The organism is Flavobacterium plurextorum, assembly GCF_002217395.1.
Classification (GTDB): Bacteria; Bacteroidota; Bacteroidia; order Flavobacteriales; family Flavobacteriaceae; genus Flavobacterium; species Flavobacterium plurextorum.
In genome coordinates this window covers 380,098-405,642 of record NZ_MUHD01000014.1, presented here as the reverse complement: position 1 = coordinate 405,642, position 25,545 = coordinate 380,098, and the positions used below count along the sequence as shown (strand labels likewise).

Below are 25,545 nucleotides of genomic sequence, written 5' to 3'. Positions count from 1 at the left end.
CAAGTTGGATGTGTTATAGTGCCGACTCCTGGGGCTAATGGTGTGGCTGGTTGTGGATTGATCACAACATTACCTGATGCAGGTGAAGTACAGCCTGCAGCGTTTGTTACTGTAAAGTTATAGGTAGTTCCAGCTGTTAATCCTGAAATAGTTGTAGAAGTTGTACTTCCTGTAATATTTCCTGGGTTGATCGTCCAATTTCCTGATGGAAGACCACTCAATACAACACTTCCTGTAGCAACTGTACAAGTTGGATGTGTTATAGTGCCGACTCCTGGGGCTAATGGGATAGTACTTATAGTAATAACAGCACTTCCTGTCATTGTTGCAGTACAAGATGTTCCAGTATTAGTAGCAATCACAGTATAAGTTCCTGCCGTTGTTTTTGTTCCAAAACTGATCGCATTACCAGTTCCCGTAACAGCAATTCCACTATTAGACCCTCCTAATTGTAATTGATAACTTACTCCACTATCTGAATTACTTAATCCAACTGCAAATCCTGTTCCTCCTGTACAATATGTTCCACCACCTGTAACCGCATATGCTGTTGGAAGCGGATTTACTGTAGCTGCTACTGCAACTCTAGATCCGGTAGTACAATTATTACTAGTAGCATCTACATAATAAGTAGTAGTTGCAGATAAATTCGGTGTAGTAAAACTTGTACCTGTTCCTAACGAGATTCCACCTGTCACATTGCTATACCAGTTGATTGTCCCAGCCGAGGCTGATGCAGACAAAGTAACTGTTTCTCCTGCACATCCTGATCTAGGAGTTGTACTAATAATTGTTGGTGTCGTATTTACTGTTGCTGTAACTTTAGTTCTAGCTGTAGAAGTACAACCATTAGCTACCGCCTCTACATAATAATCTGTAGTTGTAGATAAACTTGGTGTTTTATAACTTGTACCTGTCGCTACTATAGTTCCTCCTGTCGCTGCAGTATACCAATTGATTGTTCCTGATGAAGCTGTTGCTCCCAAAGTTACTTCTCCTGAATCACATCGTGATCCAGTAGAGACTGCTGTTACAGTAGGTTTTGCATTAATGACAAAATTCGTTGCTGTTCTGCAACCCGGATTATTAGAACACTCCGCATAAAAAATAGTCGATATAGGTGTTGTTCTATTTGCTACACCTGAATTTGGAGCTCCTACAGGATCAAAAGAATTTCCAGAAGCTATTGATGTACCTCCAGATGCTTCTTTGTACCAATTTATTGTTCCGGGAGTCTGCAACATGATCTCACCTCCGTTTGGTCTAGATGTTACTAACCAAGAAAAAGTACCTGAAATATTACCTGTACCACTTGCATAAGTAGTAGATATTAAAGTATAAGTAGTTCCAGCGTATAAAGTCATAATTCCTTGACCCGAGCCAACGCCTAAACGAGGGAGCCTATTTCCTGCGCTGTCATCATCTCCTTTAATCCAATTACCTGTTGAACAACTACCTGGTACAAAAGCTCCAGAAACAATATACCCCATAGGATCAGCATTATTACTAGCATTCATCTCTAATATATAATTCCCAGAAACACTTACTTGGAAAGGAATGGCAACGTAATTTCTAATAATACTAATATCAAACCCACAAGTACCAGAATTAATCATACTAGTAGTAGGTCTTAAAGCTGTAGGATCTGTATCTCTATTCCACGCTCCTGATATTGTAGTTCCAGAATTTACAAAATTACTAGAACAAGAAGTAGCCTTTAATGATCCCGAGTCCCCAACACACATTGAAACACCAGTGGTTGTTGGAGCTCCTGGAACCGCAATAATCTGTATTCCTGTAGTTGGAAGCGAAGTACATCCCTGTGAATTGGTTGTGGTTACTTGATAAGTTCCTGATACCAAGCCAGGAAAAACACCAGTTGCATTACTTGTTGGTGCAGTTACTGGATTTGTTCCTGTTAAAGTATAACTTACGCTCGGACCATTAGCAGGTGCTGTAACCGTTATAGTTCCAGTTGGAGTTGTACAATTTCCCTGAGTTGTATTAACTGTTGGAGCTGCTGGCAGTGCCAAAATTGTAATATCATCAACTATTATTGTTGAACCAATGCCATTAAAATTTGTTCCCGGAACATCTGCTTGGTTCGCTCCTTCATATTTTTTATTTACTGTACCATATCCATTTATAGCAGCAGTTATTTTTCTATTAGCATCCAGCCTGCGGGTTGGATCTAAGTACTGAGCTTGCGCACTAGAACTATGTTTCCCTGCAGCAATTGTACCTGATATTCTTCCAACTAAAGTTATAGTGACAACTCCGTTTTGTGCAATATTAAAATTTCCAATTAAAGGATTATTAGCCGAGCCTATACTAGACAAAGCCCCAGAAGGACCTGAAGCCTCCGTTGAATAAGATGCTGTTGCAGCATCAAATTCAATATTTGCTGGAAAAGAGAAATCTAATAAAACTCCAGCTGCATTTCCTGCTCCAGTATTCTTTATTTGAATCTCATATGTAACTTTCTCACCAATCGAACCACATACTTCACTCGTTGTTAATGCCTTTACTGTTGTCTCCAAAATAGGGAAACAACTTGCATTTACTTGTAAATTAGGGGGCACATCAGAAGAAATAAATGATTTTACAGATCCAGCTTCACCTGGTTGCGCACCATGATCTACTCCATTAACACTGCCGTTATCTGTTTTACCAGAGGCACCAGCAGTAACGGAAGGATTTATCGTTACTCCTGTTCCTGGAACATTATATCTAATAATTCCACCACCACCACCACCACCTGGTCCATGTGAATTTCCTAAGTCATTAAGTGTATTACCTCCCTTTCCTCCATTCGCCTCAATAGTAACATTTGTGGCAATAGTATTAGTATTCGAAATATTTAAAAAAACGCTTCCTCCAGCTCCACCACCACCTGCTCCATCTGGCGCTCCTGCGTACGAACCTGGTGCTCCTTCTCCTCCGTTTGCTTTAATAGTTCCAGTTCCTTGAATATTACCCGCATTAATAAGAATTATAGCTCCACCAACTCCTCCTTTAACTCCATTTATAGCGTTATTAGCATCACCGGCTCCACCACCGCCTCCCATAATTAGTCGAGTCAGTTCTGGTTCTGGTGTCTTAAAAGAAGTAAAACCTGGTCTTCCTCCTCCAGTTCTAGGACTTGTAGCGCCGCCGCCGCCTTGCCAACCTTTACCTCCTAAACCTCCAAATCCACCATTTCCGCCGCCGCCGCCGCCGGAATTATGATCATTTCCTCCACCACCTGCATTTGCAGGAGCTCCTCTACCTGAAGATCCTCCCGGTAATCCTTCATTAGCAGCTCCATTATCAACTTGACTAAAACCATCCCACATGTATCTTGGTGTACCAGCAATTCCTTCTCCTTTACCTGAAATTGCAGTATTATCTGAGGCACCGACATAAGTTAAATCATTATTTACACCAGTCGTTGCTACTGGGCTGTAACCTCCCCTAAATCCTCTTGCTGACCCATCAATTATATTGCCGTTAAAATTAAAAGTCCCAGAAACATTAAAAGCAATTACACCTCCTGCAACACCATTAAAAGGTGGAGTTGTAATAATCGAATTTAAAGTTAAATTAGAATATTGGGGTACTCTAACGATTTGAAATGTTCTCTGTCCTCTAGTTGTTGTTGCTTTTGCATTAAAAAAACTATTTCGAACACCGCCATTGGAACCTGTTCCTTTAAAAGTTAGATTTCCTCCTGCAAGTGGAACATTATTTGTCGCAATAACATACTCAAAAATCCCCGTATTATTAATATTTAGAAAGCCAGTACCCCCTAAAAGGTCTTTACCACTATTTGTTGTTCCAGATCCATACAGTGGATTGTCACTATAATCAATTGTTGCATCTTGCATCTGAATAATCAAAATCAGATCTCCAGCAGAAATCGGAATCGTACCAAAGTTGTTTCCTTTACCATCTGATCCTGGAGATGCCGCCAATAAAATTGCCTGAGCCCCAGCATTTAAATTAATATCACCACTAATTGGGAAATAAGTATTTACAGAGCCTGTTATCGCTATAGGGCCATCACCTCCAGGTGTACCACAAACCTGAGCAACAGAACTTAATGATACTAACAGAAATAATAAAAGAAAAAAACTTGACCTAACAAAACTAGATACATTAAAAGTAAAGTTACGCATAGACAAACAGGGTATTAGTTGGGAGAATAGAAAACTTGGAAGCTGAAAAACCAAATTTGGCTTTCAGATTATAATATAAATACGAAAAAATGATGTAAACGGATTTTTGACAATTGAAAAAGAACTTTTCAAAATCACATAAAAAATGGTAAAGCGTTTGAGCCATAATATATTAGGTTCAAGACACAATGTCTTTGGGGGTTAGTTAAGTAAATTTGGTGCCGCGAAAGTATACAAAGCCCTCAATACTAACTACATTAGTCGATAAACTACTCGGAAAAACGTTGAAATGCATAATTCTTCAAAACAAATTAACCTTAAAATTTTAAAAACATAACAATTCAATAACAAAACAGCAGAAAATTCTTAAAATTTTACAGAAAAAACAGCATACCAAAGCCTAAGTGATTAATCCGTAAAATTATCTTACAAAACACAAAACGCAAAAAGAAACAAAACACACTTAACAAATTGATATTCAATATTGTGCGTATAAAAATTATATGAAATAAAATTTCAATAAGGAAGTTTAAAAAGGAAAAAAATAAATTTATTTTAGAAAATTTATATTTCGCTTAAGTCCATCAAATTTGGTTCTTTTTATAGGCGAATTTTTGAAGACTAACCGAAAAGTTTCTTCGGTAATTTCAAGCCAATCTTTTTTAGAGAAAGAAAGTAATTCAGGATTTGAATTAAACAATGGCTCTGAATGTGGTTTTGAAAATCGATTCCAAGGACAAACATCTTGACAAGTGTCACATCCAAACATCCATTCATCAAATTTCCCTTTCATTTCATAGGGAATATTTTCTTTTAATTCAATAGTGTAATAAGATATGCATTTACTGCCATCAACCACATATGGAGCAACTATAGCTTGTGTAGGACAAGCATCGATACAAGCTGTACAAGAACCACAATGATCTGTTACTGCGTAGTCATATTCTAACTCTAAATCTAAGATAAGTTCTGCTATAAAATAAAAAGAACCTACTTTTTGAGTTATTAAATTACTGCTTTTTCCAATCCATCCTAAACCACTTTTCGCAGCCCAGGCCTTATCCAAAACTGGTGCTGAATCAACAAAAGCGCGACCAGAAACTTCACCAATATTTTCTTGAATTGAATGAAGAAATTCCTTTAATTTTTCTTTTATCACAAAATGATAATCCTGACCGTAGGCGTATTTAGAAATTTTAAAACTTTCCTCATTTTGAACTTCTGAAGGATAGTAATTAAGTAAAAGAGAGACGACACTTTTTGCATCATCAACCAATAAAGTTGGATCAAGTCTCTTATCAAAATGATTTTCCATATAGGTCATTTGACCATTATAGTTGTTTTTCAGATATTTCTCAAGTCGTGGAGCTTCTTCTTCTAAAAAACCAGCTTTCGATATTCCGCATGAAATAAAACCAAGTCGTTTAGCTTCTGATTTAATAAATTTTGAATATGTCTCTTTAGAATTAATCAGCATCTTTTAGAGAATGAAACTTTAACATTAACAGGTTTTAAAGTAATCAACGGATTAAATTGAATTACGTCGTCATTAGATTTAATGAAATACATTTTTACAATTTGCGATATCGTAAGACACATTTCGTAAATAGCAAATCCAGTCCCAATACACATTCTTGGTCCAGCTCCAAAAGGATAAAAATATTTCATTGATTCCTTTCTTTGCTCCCCCAAAAATCGTTCAGGAATTAATTCATCTGGATCATTCCAATATTTAGGATTACGGTGCAATTCATAAAAAGAAACTCCTATCAGCGTGTCTTTCTTTATTTTAAACAAGCCAAGAGAATCATCTTCAAGATTCTGTCTGTCTGTAATCCAAGCTGGCGGATATAAACGCATAGATTCGTTTAAAACGGCATTCAAATAGGTCATTTTTTGAAGTTGTTCTATCACATTGTCAGTTTGCGATTCAATTTGACTAATTTCTTCAAAAACCTTTTGCTGCACTTTTGGATTACTGCCTAACAAATGAAGTGTAAATGTTAAAGCATTTGCAGTCGTTTCATGTCCCGCAATAAACAAAACTTTAATTTCATCAATTAATTGTTCCACAGACATGCTTTCACCAGTATCTTCATATCTAGTTTCTAAAAGCATATTCAATAAATCATTTATCTCTTCCTTTGAAGCTTTTCTTTCCTCGATAATTTCACGAATAATACTATTATTCTCTTCGGCTAACTTGAGATGATTTTTTACTTGGCCACTCATTGAGAACCACCAAGCTTTATGCGGAAGTCTAATTTCCTTGATTAAAAAATTCTGAACTTCCTCAATGATAAATTTAATTCGCTCGAATTTATTTTCTGCAGTTGATAATTGAAACAAAGATTTCGCAACAACATTAAAAGCCAGATTACTCATAATTGGGAAAAGATCTATTGACTTATCTTCAATTAAATTATCCAATTCTACAATAATAGCTGTATTCATATTGTCAACCAATTGATTCATTTTTTGTTTATGAAATGCAGGTTGGATAAGACGTCTTTGTTTTAACCAAAAATCACCATCGCTGGTTAAAAGACCTTTCCCTAAATACTTGGAAAGATATACAGATTGAAACTTCGATTTGTTGTAATTCTTTTGATTCTTAACTAAAATATATTGTGCAATTTCATTATCTCTCGACAAAATGATATGTTTTGAGAAACCAATTCTAATAGAAAAAGAGTCACCAAATTTCTCAAAATACTTTTTATGAAAAGGAATTGGATTTCTTCGAACTCCCTCAGCATCTTTAAAAAATCGACCAATTGATAATTTATTTGGGTAATTATATTTTACATTATTAGACATAACAGCTAAAACAAACCTCCTTGAATATTTGTATTTATTTTACCTAAATGTTTATATGCCTTATCAGTAACTTCACGTCCACGAGGCGTACGCATAATAAATCCTTCTTGAATTAAAAAAGGTTCATAGACTTCTTCTATAGTCTCACTGCTTTCAGATACAGCTGTTGCCAAAGTAGAAAGACCTACCGGCCCACCTTTAAACTTATTGATAATAGTCAATAATATTTTATTATCCATTTCATCTAAACCATGAGCATCAACGTTTAAAGCTTTTAACGCGTAACGAGAAATCTCAATATCAATAGTTCCGTTACCTTTTATCTGCGCAAAGTCACGAACTCGTCGCAATAATGCATTTGCAATACGAGGAGTTCCTCGGCTTCGGCCTGCAATTTCGATTGCCGCTTCAAGATCTATAGGCATTTTTAATATCCCTGCACTTCTTTCGACAATTGTTGTCAAAAGTTCAGTAGAATAATATTGTAATCGAGATGAAATCCCAAAACGAGCTCTCATTGGAGCCGTTAACAATCCCGAACGAGTTGTCGCTCCAATCAAAGTAAAAGGGTTCAAATTGATTTGTACGGTTCTAGCATTTGGACCAGATTCGATCATAATATCGATCTTGAAATCTTCCATTGCCGAATATAAATATTCTTCAACTATAGGGCTCAAACGATGAATTTCATCTATGAACAAAACATCTCTTTCATCCAGATTTGTTAACAATCCAGCTAAATCACCTGGCTTATCTAACACAGGTCCAGATGTAATCTTGATCCCTACCTCCAATTCATTTGCCAGAATATTTGCTAAAGTAGTTTTTCCAAGTCCAGGAGGTCCATGAAACAAAGCATGATCAAGCGCTTCGCCACGTTGATTTGCAGCAGCAACAAAAACTTTTAAGTTTTCTAAAACCTGATCTTGTCCAGCAAAGTCATCAAATGACAATGGGCGCAATCTTTTTTCAAGATCTAATTCTTCTGGGTTATATCCTTTGGTCGTTGGATCTAAATTCTCATTCATTTTACAAAGATATACAAAGTAAATCAGTATCTAAACAGTAATATCTAACGGCTTAAAATAAACGTATAAAAAAAAAACTGTCATCTCTGACAGTCTTTCTAATATTTTAGTGGTGTAAAACTTCTTCACCTTCTTTCATTGGCACATTTTGAGGAACAAAATCTACATCATGATTTGGGTTACTATAGTCATACGGCCAACGGTATACATGAGGAATTTCACCTGGCCAGTTTCCGTGAATATGCTCAACAGGAGTTGTCCACTCTAATGTTGTAGATCTCCAAGGATTTTGAACTGCTTTCTTACCGTAGAAAATACTGCTGAAGAAGTTGTATAAAAATACTAATTGGAAAGCTCCTCCTACAAGAGCGAATGTTGTAATTAAAACATTCACATTTTGTAAATCATCAAACAATGGGAAGTTGGTATTTGTATAATAACGTCTTGGTAAACCAGCTAATCCAATAAAGTGCATTGGAAAGAAAACTCCATAAGCACAAACTGCAGTAATCCAGAAGTGAATATAACCTAAGTTTTTATTTAACATTCTTCCGTACATTTTAGGGAACCAGTGGTAAATACCAGCAAACATTCCGTAAAGTGCAGAGATACCCATTACTAAGTGAAAGTGAGCAATTACAAAGTAAGTATCGTGAACGTTAATATCTAAAGTACTATCTCCTAAAATGATTCCTGTTAAACCTCCAGTAATGAAAGTAGAAACCATTCCAATAGAGAATAACATTGCAGGGTTAAACTGTAAGTTACCTTTCCATAAAGTTGTAATCCAGTTAAAAGCTTTTACAGCTGAAGGAATTGCAATCAATAAAGTTGTAAAAGTAAATACAGATCCTAAGAAAGGATTCATACCTGAGATAAACATGTGGTGACCCCATACAATAGTAGATAAGAATGCAATTGCAAGAACTGACATAATCATCGCTCTATATCCGAAAATTGGTTTACGAGAATTCGTAGCCATAATTTCAGAAACAAGTCCCATTGCTGGTAAAATTACGATGTAAACTTCAGGGTGTCCTAAGAACCAAAATAAGTGTTCGAATAATACCGGAGAACCTCCTTGGTAATGTAAAACCTCTCCTGCAATATAAATATCAGATAAGAAGAATGAAGTACCGAAACTTCTATCAAAAATCAATAATAAAGCAGCTGATAATAATACTGGGAATGAAATAACACCAATAATTGCTGTTACAAAAAATGTCCAGATTGTAAGAGGAAGTCTTGTCATAGACATACCTTTAGTTCTCAAATTGATAACAGTAACAATGTAATTTAATGACCCCATTAATGAAGATGCAATAAAGATAGCCATCGAAACTAACCATAAAGTCATACCTGTTCCAGATCCAGGGATCGCTTGTGGTAAAGCACTTAATGGTGGATAAATTGTCCAACCTGCAGAAGCTGGTCCAGCTTCAACAAATAAAGAACATAACATAACTACAGCAGATAAAAAGAACAACCAGTATGAAATCATATTCATAAATCCAGAAGCCATATCTCGCGCTCCGATTTGAAGCGGAATAAGTAAGTTACTAAAAGTTCCACTTAAACCAGCTGTCAGTACAAAGAATACCATAATGGTACCATGAATTGTAACTAAAGCTAGATAAATATCATTTGCCATTACACCATCAGGTGCAAATTTGTCTCCTAATAAAACATTAAAGATTTTAAAAGACTCTTCTGGCCAAGCCAATTGCATTCTGAAAAGCAAAGACATAGCGATACCAATAATCCCCATGATAATACCTGTAATCAAGTATTGCTTAGCGATCATTTTGTGATCAATACTAAAAATATATTTAGTAATGAACGTGTCTTTATGATGATGTTCGTGCTCGTGATCGTGTCCGTGATCGTGACCGTGCGCTTCTGCTGACATATATGTGTACTTTAAATTTTCTTAATAATATTATTTCATCGCAACTTTAGCTACAGCTGCTTTTACAGTATCTACAACCGCTTTTACAGTATCGATAACTTTTGCAGTAGTATCACTTGGTGCAGCACCTTCTGCTTCAGGCTTTTTAGCAGCTGCTGCCGCTTTAATATCCTGAGCTAAAGTAGTTTTCTCGCTTAACCATTTTTTATATTCTTCTGGAGTATCTACAATAACTTTCATTTGCATGTTATAGTGTGAAGCTCCACAAATTTTATTACATAATAATAAATAATCAAATGTGTAAGGATCTAAAGCTGTACCTCCTTTTGCAACTAACTCAATACTTTTTTCAGCTCTTAATTTGTTGATGTTTGCAACTTTCTCAACCATAAATGGCAACTCTCTGTATTCAGCAGTAGTATAAGTTGGAACAAAAGCAAACTCAGTTACCATACCAGGCACACAGTTCATCTGTGCTCTAAAGTGAGGAAAATAAGCTGAATGCAGAACGTCCTGAGAACGCATTTTGAAATGCACTTTTTTACCTTTAGGAATATGAAGCTCAGAAACAACAATGTCATCTTGAGAATTAGGATCTGACATATCAACTCCTAATGTATTAATACCTTCAATCAAACGCACGTTTGCTTTTCCTAAAACATTATCTTGACCTGCATATCTTGCCGTCCATTTAAACTGTTGAGCATATAATTCAATCTCTACAACATCTTCATCTTTATCAACAAACATAATATTATTCCAAGCATATAATCCATAAAGAATTAAACAAGCTAAAACTACTGATGGAATAATACTCCAAATCGCTTCTAATTTATTACTATCTGCAAAGAATAAAGCTTTTTTATCTTTATGTCCTCTATTTTTAAAAGAAAACCAATGTAATAACCCTTGAGTAATTACTTGAACTGTAAAAATTAATACCCAAGTAATATTCATCAAATTATCTACCAAAAGCCCATGCTCAGAAGCTGGCGTATGAAGTACTAATTTACCCCATTTTAGTAAACCATAAATAGTAAATATATAAATGAAAGCTAAAAAGCCAAACATAATATATCCCTGAATATTATTATCATTATCTGATGCAACCTGAGAATCGTCCGAAGAAGATCCTACTTGAGTAAGATCAAATATCTTGGTCAATTGCCATAATGCAACTGCTAATAAAACTAAAACTACAATTACCAACAAACTTGTCATCTGTTTATTTCTTTAAATATTAATAATGAAAATGTTTACTTTCTTCTATGAAAGGATTTCTTTTTGCAAGTAAAGGAGATTTAGTTAATGCAGTAAATACTGTAAAAATAAACAATCCTAAAAAGAAAAGAATAGACGCAATTTCAGAAACTCCAATAAACCATTTATCTCCTACTGTACCAGGCATAATCATATTAAAGAAATCAATATAATGTCCTAATAAAATAACAATACCAGCCATTACAATAATCCAGCTAAGACGTTTGAAATCAGTATTGATTAAGATTAATAATGGAAAAACAAAATTCATAACGACAGCACCAAAGAATGGCAAGTTATATAATTGAATTCTTGTGATGAAATAAGTAACCTCCTCAGGAATATTAGCGTACCAGATTAACATAAACTGAGAAAACCATAAGTACGTCCAGAAAATACTAATACCAAACATAAATTTAGCTAAATCATGAATATGGCTTGTATTAACAAACTCTAAATATCCTTTAGATTTTAAATAAATAGTCACTAAAGCAATAGTAGTAATTCCGCTTACAAAGAAAGAAGCAAAAACATACCATCCGAATAATGTACTAAACCAATGTGGATCAAATGACATAATCCAATCCCAAGACATAATAGATTCAGATACGATAAAGAATACTAAGAATCCAGCTGATGCCTTAAAGTTCTTTTTATAGTATAAATCATCATTTGCTTCATCTTGAGCTAAACAATTCTTTCTTGAGAAATAGTTATATAAATTCCATCCTAATAAAAAGATACCAGCTCTAACAATCCAAAATGGAAAGTTTAAATAACCTGATTTTCCAGCAATAATTGCATCATAATTAGGACTTTTTGGATCTGTAACACCTTCCCCTAACCATACAAAAATATGATTAAAATGTAGTCCGCAAAGAACCAAAATAATAAAGAAAATTACAGAGCCAACTGGTAAATAAGCAGTAATACCCTGCATTACTCTAAACAAAACTGGAGACCAACCTGCTTGTGCAACTTGTTGAATAGCATAAAATGCTAAAACACCCATTGAAAGCAACAAAAAGAAAATACAAGCTACATATAATGCAGACCATGGTTTATTTTGTAATTGGTGCAGTACATGGTTTAAATGTTCTGTATGTTCATCAGCGGCATTAACTTTTGCATGTTCACCACCTTTATGTGAATCATGAGATGCCTCAGCAGTTTCGTGATGTCCAGCTTCTGCATGAGAAGCTTCTGCTGTTGCTTCATGCGCAGTACCATGAGAACCATGTGCATCTGCAGCAAGAATTTTTTCAACTTCTTGAATATCTTTAGGAGCAGTTAAAAAACCATATCCTATTCCTAATATACCAACGATCATTAGGATGAAAGAAAAAGTTTTTAATTTACTTGAAAATGTATACATATCTATTACGATCAGTTTGTTCAACAATTATAATTGGCTTTTTAGTTTTAGAACATAGTCAGCAACTAACCAACGTTCGTGGGCACTTAATTGATTTGCATGCGAACCCATTGCATTTAAACCATAAGTCTCAACATGAAAGATACTTCCTTCTGTAATCTCTCTGTCTTTATAGCTAGGTACTCCAAGAAATTTCTCTCTTTCAACTAATTTACCTTTACCATTTCCAGTTGCACCATGGCAGCTTATACAGTAAATATCGAAAAGTTCTTTTCCTTTTTCAGAACTTTTTTCTATTTCAGTCAAAGGCGATTTTAAATTAGCTTTCGCCAATTCATAACCTGCAGTTGAATTTTCATACTCATAAGGCTCAAAACCTCTATTGATAGTTCCTTCTACAGGAAGCTGTCCTTCTTTACCACCCTTAAATACTTTTGCTTCTGCATATGGCTCATATGCCAAAGACTCATACATATTAGGGAAATACTGATAGTTTGGTGCCGAATTATTGTGGCAAGATGAAACTAAAATAGTTATACCAACTAAAAGTGTTATTTTATATATCCTTTTCATAGCTACAATTAATTCTTTTCAATTACTTTAACTTCAACAGCTCCAGTTCCTTCGAAAAAAGTAACTAGTTCTGCTTCATTATTATTCACAGCAACTTCCATTAAAAAATGGTCATCTGTTGTTCTCACATCTGGATTTTCAGCTTCTTTAAAAGGCCATAATCTACTTCTCATATAAAAAGTAATAACCATTAAGTGGGCAGCAAAAAACACAGTCATCTCAAACATAATAGGCACAAAAGAAGGCATGTTTTGAATGAAGCTAAAACTAGGCTTACCTCCAATATCTTGCGGCCAATCGTGAATCATGATATAACTCATCATAAATGTAGCAAATGAAATACCAACACATCCGTAAAGAAAAGAACAAATTGCTAATCTTGTTGGTGCTAAACCCATTGCTTTATCCAATCCGTGAACAGGAAATGGAGTAAAAACCTCTTCAATATGATGATGTGCAGCTCTAGTTTTCTTTACTGCATCCATCAAAATATCATCGTCATTATAAATGGCGTATATTACTTTATTACTCATGATGTGAATCTTTATTTTTTGCTCTTTCTCTAATGTAATTATCTCCTGTTCCTTTTAGAATTGTCTTAACCTCTGCCTGTGCAATTACAGGGAATGTTCTAGAGTATAATAAAAACAATACAAAGAAGAAACCAATTGTTCCGATGAAAATTCCAATATCAACAAATGTTGGTGAGAACATTGTCCAAGAAGATGGAAGATAATCTCTATGTAGAGAAGTAACAATAATTACGAATCTTTCAAACCACATTCCGATGTTTACCACAATCGAAATAATAAATGAGAACATGATACTTGTTCTTAGTTTTTTGAACCACATAAATTGTGGAGAGAAAACATTACAAGTCATCATTGACCAATATGCCCACCAGTAAGGTCCAGTAGCTCTGTTTAAGAATGCATATTGCTCATACTCTACTCCAGAATACCAAGCTACGAATAACTCAGTGATATAAGCCACACCAACGATCGAACCAGTAATCATAATAATGATATTCATCAATTCAATATGTTGCAATGTGATATATGCTTCAAGATTAGAAACTTTTCTCATAACGATTAACAATGTGTTTACCATTGCAAATCCTGAGAATACCGCTCCAGCAACGAAGTATGGAGGGAAAATTGTTGTATGCCATCCTGGAATTACAGAAGTAGCAAAGTCCATCGATACAATTGTGTGTACAGAAAGTACAAGAGGAGTTGCTAAACCAGCTAATACCAATGATACTTCTTCAAAACGCTGCCAATCTTTAGCTCTACCACTCCATCCAAAACTTAAGATAGAATAAACTCTTTTGTTAAAAGGAGTTATAGCTCTATCACGAAGCATTGCGAAATCAGGCAATAAACCAGTCCACCAGAAAACTAATGATACCGAAAGATAAGTAGAAATCGCGAATACGTCCCAAAGTAATGGTGAGTTAAAGTTTACCCATAAAGATCCAAACTGATTTGGAATAGGTAAAACCCAGTATGCTAACCATGGACGTCCCATGTGAATAATTGGAAATAAACCTGCTTGAACTACTGAGAAAATAGTCATTGCTTCCGCAGAACGGTTAATAGCCATTCTCCAACGTTGACGGAAAAGTAATAGTACTGCAGAAATCAAAGTTCCAGCGTGACCAATACCAACCCACCAAACGAAGTTAGTAATATCCCAAGCCCAGCCAACTGTTTTATTTAATCCCCATGTTCCAATACCGGTAGATACGGTGTAAATTATACAACCTAACCCCCAAAGGAAGGCTATTAATGCGATTGAAAATACAATCCACCATTGTTTATTTGCAGGACCTTCAACAGGTGCTGCCACATCTACAGTTACATCGTGATATGATTTATCACCTATAACTAAAGGTTTTCTAATGGGTGCTTCGTAGTGAGACGACATAATCCTTTATATTGTTTCTTATTAATAATTTATTCTAAGTATTTCTAACTTTAACATGGTAAACCACATTAGGTTTTGTTCCTACATGCTCTAATAAATGATATGATCTATCATCAGCTGCTAATTTAGCAACTTTACTTTCGGCATCATTAACATCACCAAATATCATTGCTCCAGAAGAACAAGCACTTGAACAAGCTGTTTGGAATTCTCCATCAACAATTGAACGGCCTTCTTTTTTAGCATTTAATATAGTAGCTTGTGTCATTTGAATACACATAGAACATTTTTCCATAACACCACGCGAACGTACATTTACGTCTGGATTTAATACCATACGACCTAAATCATCATTCATGTGATAATCGAATTCACTGTTTTTGTTGTATAAGAACCAGTTAAAACGACGAACTTTATAAGGACAGTTATTAGCACAGTAACGAGTACCAACACATCTGTTGTATGCCATGTGGTTTTGACCTTGACGACCGTGTGAAGTCGCGGCAACCGGACAAACTGTTTCACAAGGTGCGTGATTACAGTGCTGACACATTACAGGTTGGAATGCTACTTGAGGATTATCCCCAGGTTTTTCCATTTCATTGAATGTAGACAATGAACTAGACAAACCAGCAATACCTTCTTTTCTTTCGTTATCCCCAGCAAAAGTACTTTCAGAAGAATAATATCTGTCAATACGCAACCAGTGCATATCACGACTTCTTCTAACCTCAGATTTACCTACTACAGGAACGTTATTTTCTGCATGACAAGCAATAACACATGCTCCACATCCAGTACAAGCGTTCAAGTCGATTGATAAGTTAAAGTGATGTCCAGTAGAACGATCAAATGATTCCCATAAATCAACAGTAGTAGCTTCAACTTCTTGGTGATCTAAAGATACCATTGGTTGTTCGTTCCAATGTTTAGCATCTTCAGTATTAAAGATTTTTAAAGTTGTTTCTTTAATAATATCTCCTCTTCCCATTAATGTTTTTTGCCCTTGAACACAAGCAAACTCATGCTCTCCATTAGCTTTCACAATAGAAACAGCTTGAACATTATTGAAGTTTTTATATAAAGCGTAAGCATTAATACCTACTTGCATTTCTTCTTTTAAAGCCGCTTTACGACCGTAACCTACAGCTAAACCAACTGTTCCAACTGCTTGTCCTGGCTGAACAATTACCGGCACATTTTCTAATTTAGTTCCATCTGCAGTAGTAATAGTAGCATAACTACCATTCAAACCTCCATTTGCAACAATTTCGTTTGATAAATTAAATTTCTTTGCATCAGCATTAGAAACTGTAATATAGTTATCCCATGAAACTCTTGTGATTGGATCTGGAAACTCTTGCAACCAAGGATTGTTTGCATGTTGTCCGTCTCCCATTCCAGTTTTAGTATACAAAACTAATTCAAGCTCTCCAGCAGCTTTTGATTTTGAAAGTGCACTTGCAGCACCTGCGTAATCATAAGAACCACCATTTAAAGCACTTGAACCGTATACAAAAACACCATCATGTAAAACTTTGTTCCAAGAAGATCCTGCAATAATTGACCCTGAATTAGCTTTAAGGTAATCGTAGAAATTCCCTGCAACACCATTCAATGACAATAAAACGTCTTGAAGTTGTTTTGTATCAAAGATTGGACGAATTGTAGGTTGTGTTAAACTATATGTTCCTTTTGTAATCACCAAATCTCCCCAAGACTCTAAATAATGAGGAACTGGTGCAGCAATTGTTGATATAGCAGCAGTTTCATCTTCTTTTAAAGATAAAGCAACTGACGTTTTAACTTTTTTCAATCCAGAAACAAAAGAAGCAGAATCAGCTAAAGTATAAACAGGATTAACACCACTCATAATTAAAGTATGAACACTTCCTGCATTCATATCTTTTAATAATTGAGCAACTACAGCGTTAGAACCTTTTCTAATTTGTCTTGTTTCAGCTGTATTAAAAGCCTCACTAGACAATGCTTGATTAATAGCTAAAACTAATAATTGCGCATTCTTATCTTCTAAGCCAGACACTAAAATTCCTTTAGAACCAGCTGCTTTTAATTGTTGCGCTGCTTTTTCAACTTCCGCTTTAAACTTAGCATCTAAAGAAACCGGAACCGAACCTCCAACAACAACATTATAAATCTGAACTAAAGCTTGTTTTTGATCAGCTGTCGTCATTGGAACACGCTTATCAGCTGCAGCTCCAGATAATGTCATATTTGATTCAAACTGAAAATGACGAGACATTTTTCCGTTTTGAGGAATACGTCCTTTTGCATATCCAGCATCGTACCCACCACCTTGCCAATCTCCTAAGAAATCAGCACCTACAGATACAATTAATGAAGCTTTTGAAAAATCATAATCCACTAAAGCTCTTTCACCATAAACAGTTTCAAAAGCATCTAACGCATCAGATGAAGAAACCGCATCGTAAACTACATGTTTAGCATTTGGATTTTTAGCAATAAACTCACCTATTAATTTCTCAGTAGATGGACTTGCTAATGTATTTGTTAATAATACTACTTGACCTCCTTTTGCTTTTGCATCAGCTAAACTTGATTTAATTTTTAAATCAACTGCTGACCAGCTGCTATTTTTTCCGTCTAATTTAGGCTCTTTCAAACGCATACTATCATATAACCCTAAGATAGATGCATGAATTCTAGCATTAGCAGAAAATTTAGATCCAGAAATAGTATTGTTCTCAATTTTAATTGGACGACCCTCACGAGTTTTTACCAAAAGATTTGCAAAATCAAAACCATCAAAAACAGTAGTTGCATAAAAATCTGCAACACCAGGAATGATTTGCTCTGGTTGTAATACATAAGGGATAGACTTGTGCACAGGACCTTCACAAGCAGCAAGTGTAACTGCCGCAGTACTAAATCCTACGTACTTTAAAAAGTCACGACGTGAAGTTCCAGATGTAGCTAAAGCATCTGCATTTCCTAAGAATTCATCTGTAGGAATCTCTTCAACAAATTCGTTATTTCTAAGCGCCTCAACAATAGAACTATTTTCTAGTTCTTCAACACTTTTCCAGTATTTTTTGTTTGATGACATTGTATATAAATATTAAAATCTTAATAATTCGATTAATAGTGGCATTTACCGCATTCTAAACCTCCCATTTGCGCTGCAGTTAATTTCTCTACACCGTATTTTTTAGAAAGTTCAGCATGAATTTTATCATAGTATGCATTTCCTTCCATCTTAACATCAGTTTTTCTATGGCAATCAACACACCATCCCATTGTTAATTTAGAGTATTGCTTCATGATTTCAAATTCTTGTACCGGACCGTGACAAGTTTGACATTCAACTCCTGCAACAGAAACGTGTTGAGAGTGATTGAAATAAACAAAATCAGGAAGATTATGAATACGAACCCATTTTACAGGCTTAGTTTTTCCAGTATAAGCTTGCTTAGTCTTATCCCATCCAACAGCATCATATAATTTTTGAATTTCTCCATCGTAGAATGCTTTACTGTACTCTGCAGTAGCAGTAGTCTCAGCAACTTCAGAAATATTTTTATGACAGTTCATACAAACATTTAATGAAGGAATACCAGCAGTTTTACTTACACGTGCAGCAGAGTGACAATATTTACAATTGATCTCATTATCTCCAGCGTGAATTTTGTGAGAATAGTGAATTGGCTGAATTGGCTCATAATTTTGATCAACACCTACCTGCATCAAGTATCCGTATACAAAATAACCACTAGCTAAAAGTAAAAATATTGAAGTAACTAAAACTAAAAATTGATTTTTAGCAAAAGCTTTCCAAATTGGAGTTCTACCTTCTTTTGGTGCAACTTCAATTCCGTTATTACTAGCCACTTTAGTTAAAACCTTGTTCACCATGAACAACATAACAACTAAAATACCCATCACAAGAGCAAGAGCTCCTAAAATAATATTATTAGAAATACCTCCACCTTCAACTTTTTGACCAGGAGGAACAGTTCCAGGCGCACCAGCAGCTGGCTCAGCTTTTTTCTCAGAAGTAAAAGCAATAATATTATCAATATCGCCTTCAGATAATTGAGGAAATGAAGTCATTACTGCCTTATTATTTTCCTCAAAAAGTTTAACCGCAACAGGATCACCTGACTTAATCATGTCAGAACTGTTATGCACCCATTTATAAAGCCAAGCTTTATCATGCTTATCCGCAATTCCTCTTAAAGCAGGACCTGTTGATTTAGCATCTAATTTGTGACATGCAGCGCAATTTGCATTAAAAAGTTCTTTCCCTTTTACTGGATCACCGCCCGTAGCAGCAGCAGGAGCCGCAGCTTCAGGAGCCGCAGGAGCAGCAGGATCTTGAGCAAATGAAGTTAGGGAGAAAATTAACGTTAGCGATAAACTAAGTAATAATTTTCTGGAGATCGAATTATGGTTACCCACCTTTTTCATATAGTATAATAATTATCTACTAATTTTTGGTATGATTTTTTCTGTAGTAAATCAGACTAAAATTAATACCTTCTTTTAAAACTTGCACAAAAATACGACTTATGAACTATTCTCAAAACCTTAAAATACTCTTAAATATCAATTTATATCAATTCTAAATAATATTAAAATTTTACATACAAACTTTAAATAGTATTTTTGCACAAAAACCATCACATTATGAGAATTTTAACCCCTTCAAAAAAAGTTTTCTTAACACTAGCAATGTTAACGTTAGCTCTAAACATTAATGCTCAAGATCAAAATTTAACAGTAAATCAAGATCCTAAATTCGAGCAGTTACTGAATGAGAAACGCAAATTTAACACATCAATAAGTACAAATGATTCTTATAGAATTCAAATTTTCAGCGGAAAAAGCGAAGAAGCAAAAAAAACACTATCCGACTTTAAAAGGGAATATTCAAACATTGACGGCACAATAATTTTCAACACACCAAATTACAAAGTTATCGTAGGTAGTTTTAAATCCAGAATAGAAGCAGAAAGAAATTTGGCCGACATCAAGAAAAAATACAAAAATGTATTTTTATTAAAACCGAACAAATAGCACCCCATTTAACCCAAATTAAAACAAGAAAAGCAACTCTACTTTAAATAGAGTTGCTTTTCTTGTTTTATCACTTTTCTCCAATCCACTAATCAACATCAATTACTTCTAAACAATCAAACATCTCTCCTTTCACTCCTGCCAAATCTACCTAAAAGTTCACATTAGAATCAAGAAACCCTACAGTTGCACTTGTCAAAATACCCCCCTCTTCTGCATCAATATATCTGCACGCAATACAAACAATGTGACTACCGCTAACATCATTCCTTCTTTATCAAAAATATACAGCAAAAACCAACAAACAAGCCTGACAAAAAAACTACATTTCCAGAAAGAAAAGGACCAATTTTCAACAAGATAACTCCCCAATCTACGCGCAGCTTGTTTCATTATTAAAAACAAATAAATACCCTCTATCGTAATAATACCCACATCATAATGCAGACAATCCTGCATCCTTTATTCCTCGACACATAATTACATAAAGCTTGCCGTATTCACCTTACTAATCTGAAAGCTCAAGACAAATTCAAAGAGCAAATCAGCATCACAAACCACTTTTACCATCCCCAAACTCAAAAGACCTATTTAGACACTCCAAATTCAACTTAAAAGCATCAGAAACCAAAACTAACGGAAACACAAACAATACAAAACCATTCAACAATTCTTCCTGAGACGAAAAATCATAGAGCAAACCATGCACAATTATCTTAAGACACAGTTTACTCGCAACATTATTAGTCAAAATAAATCCTATCCACTCAGCCTATTGATAATCTTAATTATTTTTCATCTCATTTTATAAAATCATTAATAATCCGCTTTCATAACATTCAATCCACTCTTTTCTTCCCTACTTATCTAAAAGCACTACATTCACAACAGAACAATACACATTAACCACAGTAAGCACAAAACCACCTTTTATTAATTCCCACAAGAATAACCAATTTCCACACCGAACCATTAACGAAACAAAACTCTCAAAGAAACAAACACCCCTTTAATCAAAATAAACATCATCCTCAACTATCTATTTTACATCATAAAATGAAACAAACCAGTTTTTTTTTAAAATAGTCCCTAAACAACTTTACACAGACTTTTCAATTTATTACCAAACCAAAAATCATCTTAACTATTTATTTCAAAAAAGACGCATTCAGCAAAAAATTAAAACAAAAAAAAGTCTCGAACATTCGAGACTTTCTTTTTTAAAACATATTTTGATTTTACTTCAATTTCTTTTTGATAGCAACTTCGTGATAAGCTTCAATAACATCATTCATTTCAATATCATTGAAACCTTTAATTTGAATACCACAATCATAACCTTTAGAAACTTCTTTAACATCATCTTTGAAACGTTTTAAAGCAACTAATTCTCCTGTGTGTACTACAACTCCATCTCTAATAACTCTAATTTTAGAGCTTCTTAAAATCTTACCATCAGTTACCATACATCCTGCAATCGAACCAACTTTAGAAATTTTGAAAATCTCACGAATCTCAGCTGTTCCTAAAATCTCCTCTTTCATTTCTGGAGCTAACATTCCTTCCATCGCATCTTTCAAGTCATCGATAGCCGCATAAATAATAGAATAGTAACGGATATCAATTTCTTCCTTATCAGCAAGCTGTCTAGCATTTCCAGCAGGACGAACGTTAAATCCGATAATGATTGCATCAGAAGCAGAAGCCAACATAACATCAGTTTCTGTAATTGCTCCAACACCTTTATGGATAATATTAATTTGAATTTCTTCAGTAGAAAGTTTAGAGAACGAATCTGATAATGCCTCAACAGATCCATCAACGTCTCCTTTAAGAATTACATTCAATTCTTTAAACTGACCAAGAGCGATACGACGTCCAATTTCATCAAGCGTAATATGACGTTGTGTACGTACAGATTGTTCACGCATTAATTGAGAACGTTTAGATGCAATTTGTTTTGCTTCTTTCTCATCTTCAAATACATTGAATTTATCACCCGCAGTTGCAGCACCATCTAAACCTAAAACAGATACCGGAGTCGAAGGACCTGCTTCTAAAACAGTATGTCCACGCTCATCATGCATTGCTTTAACTTTTCCATGATGTTTTCCAGCAAGCATATAATCTCCAATTTTCAAAGTACCTTGTTGTACTAAAACTGTTGAAACATAACCCTTTCCTTTATCTAAGAAAGCCTCTACAACACTTCCTTGCGCAGCCTTATTTGGATTAGCTTTTAAATCTAAAATCTCAGCTTCTAATAAAACTTTCTCTAATAGTTCTTTTACTCCTGTTCCAACTTTTGCAGAAATATCATGTGACTGAATTTTTCCACCCCAATCTTCAACAAGTAAATTCATACTAGCCAAGCGCTCTTTGATTTTCTCAACATTAGCATTTGGTTTATCAATTTTATTGATTGCGAATATAATTGGCACTCCCGCAGCTTGTGCGTGAGAAATTGCTTCTTTTGTTTGTGGCATGATATCATCATCCGCAGCGACTACGATAATAGCGATATCCGTAACTTGAGCTCCACGTGCACGCATCGCGGTAAACGCCTCGTGACCTGGAGTATCTAAGAATGCTATTTTCTGACCATTATCAAGAGTAACTCCATATGCTCCAATGTGCTGTGTAATACCACCCGACTCTCCAGCGATAACATTTTCTTTACGGATATAATCCAGTAAAGATGTTTTACCGTGGTCAACGTGACCCATTACAGTAACAATAGGCGCTCTAGTTACTAAATCTTCTTCTTTATCCTCAACTACCTCAATAGCTTCCTCGATATCAACAGTAATAAACTCAACTTCGTAACCAAATTCATCAGCTACAATTGTTAATGTCTCAGCATCTAAACGCTGATTCATCGTAACCATTATACCTAAAGACATACAAGTTCCAATTACTTTTGTAATCGGCACATCCATCATGATGGCAATTTCACCTACAGTAACAAATTCAGTAACTTTAATTGTTTTACTTCCTTCGTCAAGAGCTCTTTGCTCATCATCAGATTTCTGACGGTGCGTTTCTCTTTTATCTCTTCTATATTTAGCCGCTTTAGATTTCCCTCCTTTACCTTGAAGTTTTTCAAGAGTCTCTCTAATTTGGTTTTTTACTTCTTCTTCAGTAGGCTCAACTTTTGCTACAATAGCAGGACGGTTTCCTTTTACAAAACCAGGTCTCGCACTTCTATTTGCATTAAATCCGCCACCACCATTGTTTGGCGTGATTTTATTAGGATTTGGAGTTCCTGGTGCATTACCAGCTCCTTGAGGTTTTGGCGCTCCTGGAGTTCCCGGTTTAGGAGCAATCCTTTTACGCTTATTTTTATTAGCATTATTCCCAACTCCTGGCGCACCCGGTTTATTAGGCGTAATTTTAGGATCTTCTTTCTTTTTCTTAGGCTTATTAAATTGAGATAAATCAATTGTTTGCCCCGTAAGAGTTGTTCCAGATAATTTCTGATATTGAGTTGTGATCGTTTCTTCGGCAGTTGCAGGATCTGTTGAAACAATAGGCTCTTGCGCTGTTTTAGAAACTTCAGCTTTAACTTCTTTTTTCTCTGTAATAATAGGTTTCTCTACCTTTTTCTCTTCAGAAACTACAGGAGCCGCTGGCTCAGGCTGTACAACTTCTTTCTGAACTGGTTTTTCTGGTTGAGTTGGAGTAATAACTGCTTTTGGCTCTTCAGCTTTAACTGGCTCCTCAATAGGAGTAGAAACAACTGCAGGTTTCTTCGGATTTAAATCTATTTTACCTACTTGCACAGGTCCAGTTACAACTGCTCTCGCTTTTATAATCTCCTGTTGCTTTTGGCGCTCCTCGTCTTGTCTGCGTTTGTCTTCAATTTCTTTCTCACGCTCTACACGTAATGCTTCTTTTTCTTTTCTTTTCTCTTCTCCAACCTCTTTAGAAGCTTCCTTATTCCCCTTATCGCCCGCAAATTGGCTTTGCAGGATATTAAACTCACTATCAGAAATTTTCGCGTTTGGATTTGCATCAATAGCAATACCCTTATCTTTTAGATAATCAACAGCTCTTTCTAACGAGATATTTAATTCCCTTAAAACCTTATTTATTCTTATTACTCTCTCTTCAGACATATAACCTTTTTATTATTACCTTTTTCGTTGTGTTGTTAGAGCCAGACTTCAGCTGTTAACTAGCTGTCAAACTCTTCTTTTAGTATCTTCATAACATCTAGAATCGTTTCCTCTTCCAAATCTGTTCTTCTTACTAAATCTTCTACTTCTTGTTTTAAAATACTTTTTGCAGTATCTAAACCTATCTTAGCAAATTCTTCGATTACCCATTCTTCAATTTCATCTGAAAACTCTGTTAATTCAACATCGTCTTCATCTGCAACTGTACCAGCAACATCACCTTCACGAATAACATCTAATTCATAACCCGTCAACTGACCCGCTAATTTAATATTGTGACCACCTCTACCAATCGCTTTAGAAACTTCTTCTAATTTCAAGAACACTTCAGCTCTTTTGTTTTCCTCATCAATTTTGATTGAAGAAACTTTCGCCGGACTTAATGCTCTTGTAATAAACAATTGAATGTTGTTTGTATAATTGATAACATCAATATTCTCATTTCCTAATTCACGAACAATACCGTGAATACGAGAACCTTTCATACCAACACAAGCTCCAACTGGATCAATTCTATCATCATAAGAATCTACCGCAACTTTTGCTTTTTCACCTGGAATACGCACTACATTTTTAACTGTAATCAAACCGTCGAATACTTCAGGAATTTCTTGTTCAAATAATTTTTCTAAGAACTTCTCAGAAGTTCTAGACATAATAATTTGAGGCTTGTTTCCTTTTAATTCAACGCTTTCAATAATTCCACGAACATTATCTCCTTTACGGAAAAAGTCAGACGGAATTTGTTTTTCTTTCGGAAGCACAATTTCGTTTCCTTCATCATCAACCAAGATAACTACTCTAGGACGTACGTGGTGTACTTCTGCAGTATATATATCACCAATAATATCTTTAAATTGCTTATAAAGATTTGTATTATCGTGCTCGTGAATTTTAGATATTAAGTTTTGTCGCAAAGCCAAAATAGCTCTTCTCCCTAAATCAATCAATTTAACCTCTTCAGAAACTTCTTCGCCAATTTCAAAATCCGCTTCGATCATTCTTGCTTCAGTCAAAGTAATCTCTTCGTTTTCAAAATCAAGATCTTCGTCAGCAACAATTACTCTTCTTCTCCATATCTCCATATCTCCTTTATCAGGATTTATAATGATGTCGAAGTTATCATCAGAACCGTATTTTTTCTTTAATGCATTTCTAAACACGTCCTCTAAAATTGCCATAAGCGTTACACGATCAATAAGTTTATTGTCTTTAAACTCTGAGAATGAATCGATTAATGCTAAATTTTCCATGCGAA

The 25,545-nt window shown here is 35.0% G+C and carries 15 protein-coding genes; 1 reads left to right on the top strand and 14 read right to left on the bottom strand.

Annotated features, from left to right (window positions below; translation table 11 throughout):
- The 12 genes from B0A81_RS21905 to B0A81_RS08320 all read right to left on the bottom strand — a co-directional run.
- The coding region (locus tag B0A81_RS21905; RefSeq protein WP_089057593.1) for an Ig-like domain-containing protein at positions 1–4,157 on the bottom strand (4,157 nt) is incomplete at its 3' end.
- A gap of 550 nt (positions 4,158–4,707) precedes the next feature.
- A complete protein-coding gene (gene queG, locus B0A81_RS08370) occupies positions 4,708–5,634 on the bottom strand; it encodes a tRNA epoxyqueuosine(34) reductase QueG (protein WP_165768047.1) in 927 nt (308 codons plus the stop codon).
- Complete coding sequence (locus B0A81_RS08365) at positions 5,628–6,977, bottom strand: cytochrome P450 (RefSeq protein WP_089057592.1); 1,350 nt, start codon at positions 6,975–6,977, stop codon at positions 5,628–5,630. Before B0A81_RS08365 ends, queG begins: the two co-directional genes overlap by 7 nt.
- 5 nt (positions 6,978–6,982) lie before the next feature.
- Positions 6,983–8,005 carry a Holliday junction branch migration DNA helicase RuvB gene (gene ruvB / locus B0A81_RS08360; protein WP_089057591.1) on the bottom strand — a complete coding sequence of 341 codons (1,023 nt, stop codon included), beginning with the start codon at positions 8,003–8,005 and terminating at the stop codon, positions 6,983–6,985.
- Between the two features lie 106 nt (positions 8,006–8,111).
- On the bottom strand, positions 8,112–9,914 hold the full coding sequence (locus B0A81_RS08355; RefSeq protein WP_089052714.1) for a cytochrome c oxidase subunit I: 1,803 nt from the start codon (positions 9,912–9,914) through the stop codon (positions 8,112–8,114).
- A gap of 30 nt (positions 9,915–9,944) precedes the next feature.
- Positions 9,945–11,135, bottom strand: coding sequence for a cytochrome c oxidase subunit II (locus B0A81_RS08350; RefSeq protein ID WP_089057590.1), 1,191 nt, complete (start codon positions 11,133–11,135; stop codon positions 9,945–9,947).
- 19 nt (positions 11,136–11,154) lie between these two features.
- Positions 11,155–12,549: a cation-translocating P-type ATPase gene (locus B0A81_RS08345; protein ID WP_089057589.1), complete on the bottom strand. Its 1,395-nt coding sequence runs from the start codon at positions 12,547–12,549 to the stop codon at positions 11,155–11,157.
- A 27-nt stretch (positions 12,550–12,576) separates the two neighbouring features.
- Positions 12,577–13,122, bottom strand: a complete 546-nt coding sequence (locus B0A81_RS08340) for a c-type cytochrome (protein WP_089057588.1) — start codon at positions 13,120–13,122, stop codon at positions 12,577–12,579.
- 8 nt (positions 13,123–13,130) lie between these two features.
- Positions 13,131–13,655: a DUF3341 domain-containing protein gene (locus tag B0A81_RS08335; protein ID WP_089052710.1), complete on the bottom strand. Its 525-nt coding sequence runs from the start codon at positions 13,653–13,655 to the stop codon at positions 13,131–13,133.
- Positions 13,648–15,051 carry an NrfD/PsrC family molybdoenzyme membrane anchor subunit gene (gene nrfD / locus B0A81_RS08330; protein WP_089052709.1) on the bottom strand — a complete coding sequence of 468 codons (1,404 nt, stop codon included), beginning with the start codon at positions 15,049–15,051 and terminating at the stop codon, positions 13,648–13,650. Before nrfD ends, B0A81_RS08335 begins: the two co-directional genes overlap by 8 nt.
- Positions 15,052–15,085: 34 nt before the next feature.
- A complete protein-coding gene (locus B0A81_RS08325) occupies positions 15,086–18,139 on the bottom strand; it encodes a TAT-variant-translocated molybdopterin oxidoreductase (RefSeq protein WP_089057587.1) in 3,054 nt (1,017 codons plus the stop codon).
- Between the two features lie 32 nt (positions 18,140–18,171).
- Positions 18,172–19,500 carry a c-type cytochrome gene (locus B0A81_RS08320; RefSeq protein ID WP_089057586.1) on the bottom strand — a complete coding sequence of 443 codons (1,329 nt, stop codon included), beginning with the start codon at positions 19,498–19,500 and terminating at the stop codon, positions 18,172–18,174.
- Between the two features lie 219 nt (positions 19,501–19,719).
- Here B0A81_RS08320 and B0A81_RS08315 point away from each other — a divergent pair, with 219 nt between their 5' ends.
- Positions 19,720–20,109 (top strand): SPOR domain-containing protein, encoded by a 390-nt coding sequence (locus B0A81_RS08315; RefSeq protein WP_089057585.1) that lies wholly within the window; start codon positions 19,720–19,722, stop codon positions 20,107–20,109.
- Positions 20,110–21,347: 1,238 nt separating this feature from the next.
- On the opposite strand, the gene infB is transcribed toward B0A81_RS08315, so the two are convergent.
- A complete protein-coding gene (gene infB, locus B0A81_RS08305; RefSeq protein WP_089057583.1) occupies positions 21,348–24,227 on the bottom strand; it encodes a translation initiation factor IF-2 in 2,880 nt (959 codons plus the stop codon).
- A gap of 59 nt (positions 24,228–24,286) precedes the next feature.
- A complete protein-coding gene (nusA, locus tag B0A81_RS08300) occupies positions 24,287–25,540 on the bottom strand; it encodes a transcription termination factor NusA (RefSeq protein WP_089052704.1) in 1,254 nt (417 codons plus the stop codon).
- Positions 25,541–25,545 lie beyond the last annotated feature (5 nt).